Source organism: Thalassotalea atypica (genome assembly GCF_030295975.1).
GTDB classification, from domain to species: domain Bacteria; phylum Pseudomonadota; class Gammaproteobacteria; order Enterobacterales; family Alteromonadaceae; genus Thalassotalea_F; species Thalassotalea_F atypica.
In genome coordinates, this window is sequence record NZ_AP027364.1 from 4,378,816 (window position 1) to 4,386,062 (window position 7,247).

7 protein-coding genes are annotated in these 7,247 nt (G+C 38.3%); all 7 read right to left on the bottom strand.

Translation table 11 applies throughout. From position 1 onward, the window contains the following. The 7 genes from mnmG to rpmH all read right to left on the bottom strand — a co-directional run bounded on the left by mnmG (position 1) and on the right by rpmH (position 6,959). Positions 1-1,890 carry a tRNA uridine-5-carboxymethylaminomethyl(34) synthesis enzyme MnmG gene (gene mnmG / locus QUE03_RS19590; RefSeq protein WP_286263819.1) on the bottom strand — a complete coding sequence of 630 codons (1,890 nt, stop codon included), beginning with the start codon at positions 1,888-1,890 and terminating at the stop codon, positions 1-3. 397 nt (positions 1,891-2,287) lie between these two features. After that, the gene (locus tag QUE03_RS19595) at positions 2,288-2,734 is read right to left on the bottom strand and encodes a flavodoxin domain-containing protein (RefSeq protein ID WP_286263821.1); all 447 of its coding nucleotides are present in this window, start codon (positions 2,732-2,734) and stop codon (positions 2,288-2,290) included. Between the two features lie 325 nt (positions 2,735-3,059). After that, entirely contained in the window at positions 3,060-4,445 is a 1,386-nt protein-coding gene (mnmE, locus tag QUE03_RS19600) for a tRNA uridine-5-carboxymethylaminomethyl(34) synthesis GTPase MnmE (protein WP_286263823.1), read from the bottom strand. Positions 4,446-4,564: 119 nt separating this feature from the next. Next, the gene (yidC, locus tag QUE03_RS19605) at positions 4,565-6,205 is read right to left on the bottom strand and encodes a membrane protein insertase YidC (protein WP_286263825.1); all 1,641 of its coding nucleotides are present in this window, start codon (positions 6,203-6,205) and stop codon (positions 4,565-4,567) included. Between the two features lie 6 nt (positions 6,206-6,211). Then, on the bottom strand, positions 6,212-6,460 hold the full coding sequence (yidD, locus tag QUE03_RS19610) for a membrane protein insertion efficiency factor YidD (RefSeq protein ID WP_286263827.1): 249 nt from the start codon (positions 6,458-6,460) through the stop codon (positions 6,212-6,214). Beyond that, entirely contained in the window at positions 6,427-6,789 is a 363-nt protein-coding gene (gene rnpA / locus QUE03_RS19615) for a ribonuclease P protein component (RefSeq protein WP_286263829.1), read from the bottom strand. The genes yidD and rnpA overlap by 34 nt, the downstream gene beginning before the upstream one ends. 35 nt (positions 6,790-6,824) lie before the next feature. Further along, positions 6,825-6,959 (bottom strand): 50S ribosomal protein L34, encoded by a 135-nt coding sequence (rpmH, locus tag QUE03_RS19620; RefSeq protein ID WP_068547039.1) that lies wholly within the window; start codon positions 6,957-6,959, stop codon positions 6,825-6,827. Positions 6,960-7,247: the final 288 nt, after the last annotated feature.

Below are 7,247 nucleotides of genomic sequence, written 5' to 3' on the forward strand. Positions count from 1 at the left end.
TTAAGCCGTCTTTCTCAGTAGGCCATGTTTCTTAAGATAAACTAACAATAACGATATTGCTGCGGGAGTAATGCCAGAAATTCGTGACGCTTTACCAATAGTTTCTGGTTTCGCATCAGTCAACTTAGCCACCACTTCATTTGATAAACCAGAAATTTGATCATAGTTAAAGTCAAACGGGATTAAGGTTTCTTCGTGACGTTTCTTTTTCGATATTTCATCTAGTTGGCGCTCAATATAACCGGCATATTTGATTTGAATTTCAATTTGTTCTGCCGCTTGTCTATCTGAAACTGCAGGGCCAAAGGCATCAATAGCCATTATATCCTCATAACGAGTTTCTGGTCGACGTAAAATATCTTCTAATGAGTTGTCACGCGATATTGGATTCTTCAACAAAGGATTTAATAATTCTGTTGCAGAATGATCTTTCTGTACCCAAGTCGATCTTAAGCGTTGACGCTCAAGTTCAATCGTTTCCATTTTTTCATTAAACCTTGCCCAACGTTTATCGCAAACTAAACCTAGCTCACGTCCTTTTTCAGTAAGACGAATATCGGCATTGTCTTCTCGAAGCAATAAACGGTATTCGGCACGAGAGGTAAACATGCGGTAAGGTTCTTTGGTACCTAGGGTTGCCAAGTCATCTACTAAAACACCCATGTAAGCTTGATCGCGACCAATAATCCAATTTTCACGCTCTAGAACGCGGTTAGCTGCATTGGCTGCGGCCAATAACCCTTGCGCACCGGCTTCTTCATAGCCTGTTGTGCCGTTAATCTGTCCCGCAAAAAATAAGTTGTTTACTAATTTACTTTCTAAAGTTTGTTTTAGATCTCGAGGATCGAAGTAATCATATTCAATAGCATAGCCAGGACGCATGATATGCGCATTTTCAAATCCTTTAATCGAACGAACAAGATCCATTTGAACATCAAAAGGTAAACTAGTTGATATACCATTAGGATAGACTTCATTCGTTGTTAGCCCTTCTGGCTCAACGAATATTTGATGGGAATCTTTATCTGAAAAACGTGTGATTTTATCTTCTATCGAAGGACAATACCTAGGGCCTATTCCTTCTATAACACCTGTGTACATTGGCGACCGATCTAAGCCATTACGAATTATATCGTGCGTTTTTTCATTGGTGTGCGTGATATAACATGAAACTTGTTCAGGATGATCATCTTGCGATCCCATAAATGAGAATACTGGGCGAGGCGTGTCACCTGGCTGTTCTTGCATCACTGAATAATCCAATGTTCTTGCATCTAAACGAGGTGGTGTACCTGTTTTTAAACGATCCATTCTAAACGGCAGATCACGAAGTTTATTGGATAAATTTACACTTGCAGGATCACCAGCACGGCCACCTTCATAATTATTTAAGCCAATATGGATCTGCCCAGCCAAGAAGGTACCTACAGTTAAAACAACCGTTTTTCCTCTAAACTTCAATCCCATTTGAGTTGAAACACCAATAACTTGATCGTTCTCTAAGATCAGATCGTCGCAAGGTTGTTGAAAAATAGTTAAATTTTCTTGATTCTCTAACGTTGAACGAACAAAATTTCTGTATAGAACTCTATCTGCTTGGGCTCTGGTTGCACGCACTGCTGGGCCTTTGCTTGCGTTCAGCGTTCTAAATTGAATGGCTGAATGATCAATTGCTGTTGCCATTAATCCGCCAAGCGCGTCAATTTCTTTGACTAAATGTCCTTTGCCAATCCCACCGATCGCAGGATTACAAGACATCTGGCCTAAGGTATCAATGTTGTGAGTCAATAAAAGTGTCTTACACCCCATGCGTGCTGCTGCTAAACATGCTTCTGTTCCTGCATGTCCACCACCAACAACAATCACATCGAATGATTCTTGATACCACATATTTTTTACCTGAGCCTGAAAATTAAAGGACACATATTTTACATTTTTTTGTACCTAAGGGGAATGATCAAATGAGTAAAAAAGATCTGAGTGTGATCCTTAATTAAATATAAAGATCTATATAAAGATCTTATTATTATTACTTATTAGTAAACGCATTTTCTGTTGATAACTCATTTTTTATTAGATATTACATACAGTTAGTTTGATATAAACCCTGTGATCAAACTTTGATCATCTGCTGTAAAAGCTTTGATCAAAAGACCTATTTATCCACAGCTGATTTTAGTTTGATATTAATGCACTGAATAATAATAAGAAAATAACGGGTTTTACCCAAAGTTATTAACATTGGGTATGTTTTACGGGTTATTTTGTGGATAACATTTTGATAAGATCATATAAGTTGATCTATTTGCGCGGATATCCACTGTGCAGATAGTTCCTCTGGATCGATGTCGTCTTGCATATCGAACAATTTACTTTCAGTTATCATTTTGCAACCCTTTGAAATTAATAGGTTTTCTATATTTTTTGCTGCTTGACAATATTGATCGTAACTTGAGTCTCCGATCCCGATCACTATAAATTCAACTGTTGATAGATCGCGATCGTCTTTTTCTAGATCTTCAACATATGACTTAATATTGTCAGGGTAGTCACCGGCACCATGTGTTGATGTAATGACCAATAAAATTTGATTTTCGAGCGAAACTTCTGAATATTTGGGTGTTAAATGTATCATCGTTTGATGGTTTTTTGCTTCTAATGCCTCTTGGCATGCTTCAGCAACATACTCCGTTCCCCCTAACATACTGCCAACAATAATTTGAAAAGAGCGCATGATTTGACCTATTTAATAAGAAAATAATAGCTATTCTATCATGCAATATCTATTTTTTATGTCGATGAAAACATCCTTTCTAGGATGTTATGTCTATCAATAATGATGATTAAAGAAGGGGCAATATCGATCATTTAGGAACAAAACGATCTAAATGGTTTCCATTTTCGTAGGCTATTTATAGACAGATAGAAACCGATAATTGGTGATTGGAAGAGTTATTTAGACCAGAAAAAGTTGTTGATGAATATATCGTGGCTTTAATATCGGCAGTCTAAACAGCTCTGCCGATAATTCGCCTAGGGGTAATAATACTATGCACGCATTATTTACCAATACAAAATGAAGAGAATATTTTCCCTAAGAGATCATCACTTGAAAACTCGCCGGTGATTTGATCTAGTTCTTGCTGACAAATTCGTAATTCTTCTGCAAGGATTTCGCCTGCGACGTACGATTCTAGTTGATCAAGTCCTGTAATGAGATGCTTATGTGCGTTGTCTAATGCGACCAAGTGCCTACGTCTTGCCATAAAGCCCCCTTCAGTGCTGCCTTGAAAGCCCATAATCGCTTTAAGGTGTTCTTTCAATACTTCAACGCCAGATCCTGTTTTAGCTGAAAGGGTTATAGTTTGTCGCTCATTCTCTTCTGATAGACCTGTTGTTGCTTGATGTAGATCGGCTTTGTTTCTAACAATGGTTAAGCCGATGTTTTTTGGAAGTTTTTCAAAAAATTCAGGCCAATAGGTTTTGATATCGGAAATAGGATCCGTGCTAGAGTCTACCATCAGCAGGACACGATCCGCTTGTTCTATTTCTTTCCAAGCGCGCTCAATGCCAATTTGTTCGACTTTATCTGGGCTTTCGCGAAGCCCCGCTGTATCAATGATATGAAGTGGCATGCCGTCGATGTGAATTTGCTCAGTAAGTACGTCTCTCGTTGTTCCTTCAATGTCAGTAACAATAGCTGTTTCCTTGCCACTTAACGCGTTAAGTAAGCTTGATTTCCCGGCATTGGGGCGACCTGCGATAACGACTCGCATACCTTCGCGTATAATGCTCCCTTGCTGAGCCTGTTTTTTGACTTTTTCTACTTCTGTGATGATGCCTTTTAGATCATTAACTATTTTTTCATCTTCAAGAAAATTGATTTCTTCTTCAGGAAAATCTATTGCAGCTTCAACGTACATTCTCAAATGAATGATGTTTTCAACCATTTGATGGACAAGCGTTGAAAAATCACCTTGCAGTGAATGAAGGGCACATCGTGCTGCTTGCTCTGAGCTTGAATTAATTAAATCAGCGATGGCTTCGGCTTGGGTTAAGTCTAACTTATCATTTAGAAAGGCCTGTTCACTAAATTCGCCAGGATTTGCCATTCGTATTTTCTCGAGGCTTAGAATTTCTTTTAGCAGCATGTCCAATATGATTGGCCCACCGTGTCCTTGCAGTTCGAGTACATCTTCGCCTGTAAAAGAGTTAGGTCCTTTGAAAAAGAGAGCAATACCTTGATCGAGTGTTTCACCATCAACTGATTTGAACGAAAGGTATTCGGCTTTTCTGGTTTCTGGTATCACGCCTAAAAGAACTTTTGCGACGTCACTGGCTTTGGGACCGGAGATCCTTATTATTCCCACTCCGCCTCGCCCAGGCGCTGTGGCTTGTGCTGCGATAGTGTCATGTTGCTCTGCGTTTAGCGTGTATTCTTGCATTTAGCGTATCTCAGTTACTGACGGGATAATGATGGCTTTATTATAAACCGTTAATTTCATTGATGGTATATATAGAAAAAGGCGACTAAATAGCCGCCTTCTTTAATTCATTTACTGGTTTAAGCGGCTTTCGCTTTAGCCTTTTCTATCCCATTAAATATTATTTTCATCTGTACAATAGAAATCACGTTACTGATGAACCAGTAAAGGACTAACCCTGATGGGAACCATAAGAAAAAGACGGTAAAAATGACTGGCATGTATTGCATCATTTTTTGTTGCATAGGGTCTTGAATCGTTACTGGTTGCATCTTTTGCATGATAAACATACTTACACCCATTAATAACGGTAAAATGTAGTATGGGTCTTTAGAAGATAAATCCGTTAACCAAAGGCCAAACTCGGCGTGACGTAATTCGACACTTTCAAGGAATACCCAATATAACGCTAGGAATATTGGCATCTGCAGTAAGATAGGTAAACAACCACCAGCGGGATTCACTTTTTCTTTTCTGTACAGTTCCATCATAGCTTGAGACATTTTTTGTCTGTCGTCACCGAAACGTTCTTTTAATGAGGTTACTTTAGGTTGTAACTCACGCATTTTAGCCATTGACGTATATTGCGCTTTGGTCAACGGGTACATAGCACCTTTTACAATCAAAGTAATGATGATAATAGCAATACCCCAGTTACCTACAATGCTTTGAATCTGCATTAATAACCAATGTAATGGTTGGCTGATCATAAATAAGAAGCCAAAATCTACTGTTAGATCTAAACCATCAGCAATACTTGCTAATGCATCTTGATCTTTCGGGCCAACATAAAATACGGCGGATGTATTTGCTGCGGTGTTTGGATCAATATTAATTACAGGTGCTTTAAAACCGATAACGGCATCACCAGAATTTGTATAACTCGTATAAAGTTGATTGTTTGCATTGGCATCTGGAACCCAAGCTGAAACAAAGTAGTGTTGTAGCATTGCTACCCAACCACCCTGTGTGAGTTTATTTAGGTTTGCGTCGGCAATGTCTTCAAAGTCGTATTTCTCGTAGCGTTCTTCTGTAGTAGAAAATGCTGCGCCGCGATAGGTAGGAATCAATCCTGATGACTGCTCAACTAGGCTCGATTGTTTTAATTGACCATACATTTGAACACTTGCGGCATTATTTGTTTGGTTATTAACTTCGTAATTGACGGCTATATCGTAAGTTGCAGGGTTAAAGGTAAAAGATTTCGTTACTTTAATACCATTTTCCATTACGTATACGAGTGGGATAGTTAATGGCTCATTGTTTTGAGTAGCATATTCTTTAGCTTGAACTTGGTAAATAGGGCGGCCTTTTACCACACGATCAATACCATTGGCGCCTGTAAGGCCACTTTGGGCAACATATTTCATCTGGCCATTCTGTAAAATGGTAAATGGTACGTTGCTACCTTGCTCTGTATCGTAAGCTAATAATTTAACTTCAACGATGTCGCCACCGCGAGTATCAATTTTTACAGCTAGAACATCAGTCGTTACCGAAATTAGTTGCTGATTGTTTACTTTAGCTACGGTTATGTCAGCTGTACTGCTTGAAGCAGAAGGTGCTGGAACAAAGTCGTCATTTGATGTTTGGGTAGCAACAGGTACATCACTACTTGGTTGTTGCTCTACAATTGGTGCGTTATCAAGTTGCCATTGTTGGTATAGCAAAAATGATACGGCCAAAAGAGCAAAAAAAAGCATACTGCGTATGGATTCCATAATATGTTATTTCTCTTTTTTCGGTAACGGTACGGGATCTTCTCCACCCGCATTAAGTGGATGGCATTTTAATATACGTTTTGCAGCTAACCAACTACCTTTTACTACTCCGTAGTAATTAATTGCTTCAATTGCATATTGAGAGCAGGTGGGTTGAAAGCGACAATTGTTTCCTAATAGCGGACTGATCCACTTTTGATAACCTTTAATAATCAGTAAGGCTATTTTTTGTGGCGTTGATTTATTTTTCGCCATATCTTTTCTAACTGTTTATTAATGGTGGCATTATCTAAATTATCAATGCCTGATTTAACCATAATTACCATATCAATATTTGGCAGGGCATGTTGATTTAATCGAAAACTTTCGCGAACCAAACGTTTTACACGATTTCGTTGCACAGCAAGTTTTACTCGTTTCTTAGCAATAGCTAATCCGAGACGGTTTTGATTATTTAAATTGGGAGTAACAAGAATGGTGAAATGGCTAGAACCAAATCTAATAGGATTTTTAAATACAGATTGAAAGTGACCGGGAGTCAACAAACGTGATTCCCGGTTAAATTCGTAAGTAACCTTAGTCATAAGGAAACTGGGCTACTTATCTCTAATGAAAGAGATTATGCGCTTAGCTTAGCACGACCTTTAGCACGGCGACGTGCAATTACTGCACGACCGTTCTTAGTCGCCATACGTGCACGGAATCCGTGGTTGCGTTTACGCTTTAATACACTAGGTTGAAATGTTCTTTTCATTACGCTAATCCGTCGGTTATTGTTGCCCTGGCAAACAGCCGTAATGAGCACACTGGTCTAAAAAAAGAGGGCGAATTTTATATAGAGAATAGTCTAATGTCAATGCTTAGATACAATTAAATGCATAAAGATCGTACGAAGATCCTCTCGATCTAAATCTATCCACATATTAATAACATTTTCAGTCATAAATGTTATTAGTTTATCGTAATAGCTAAATATTATAGCGATACTTTTTTAGGATAAATTTAATCTATAAGAAATATAAAATATATATAAAACAATGAA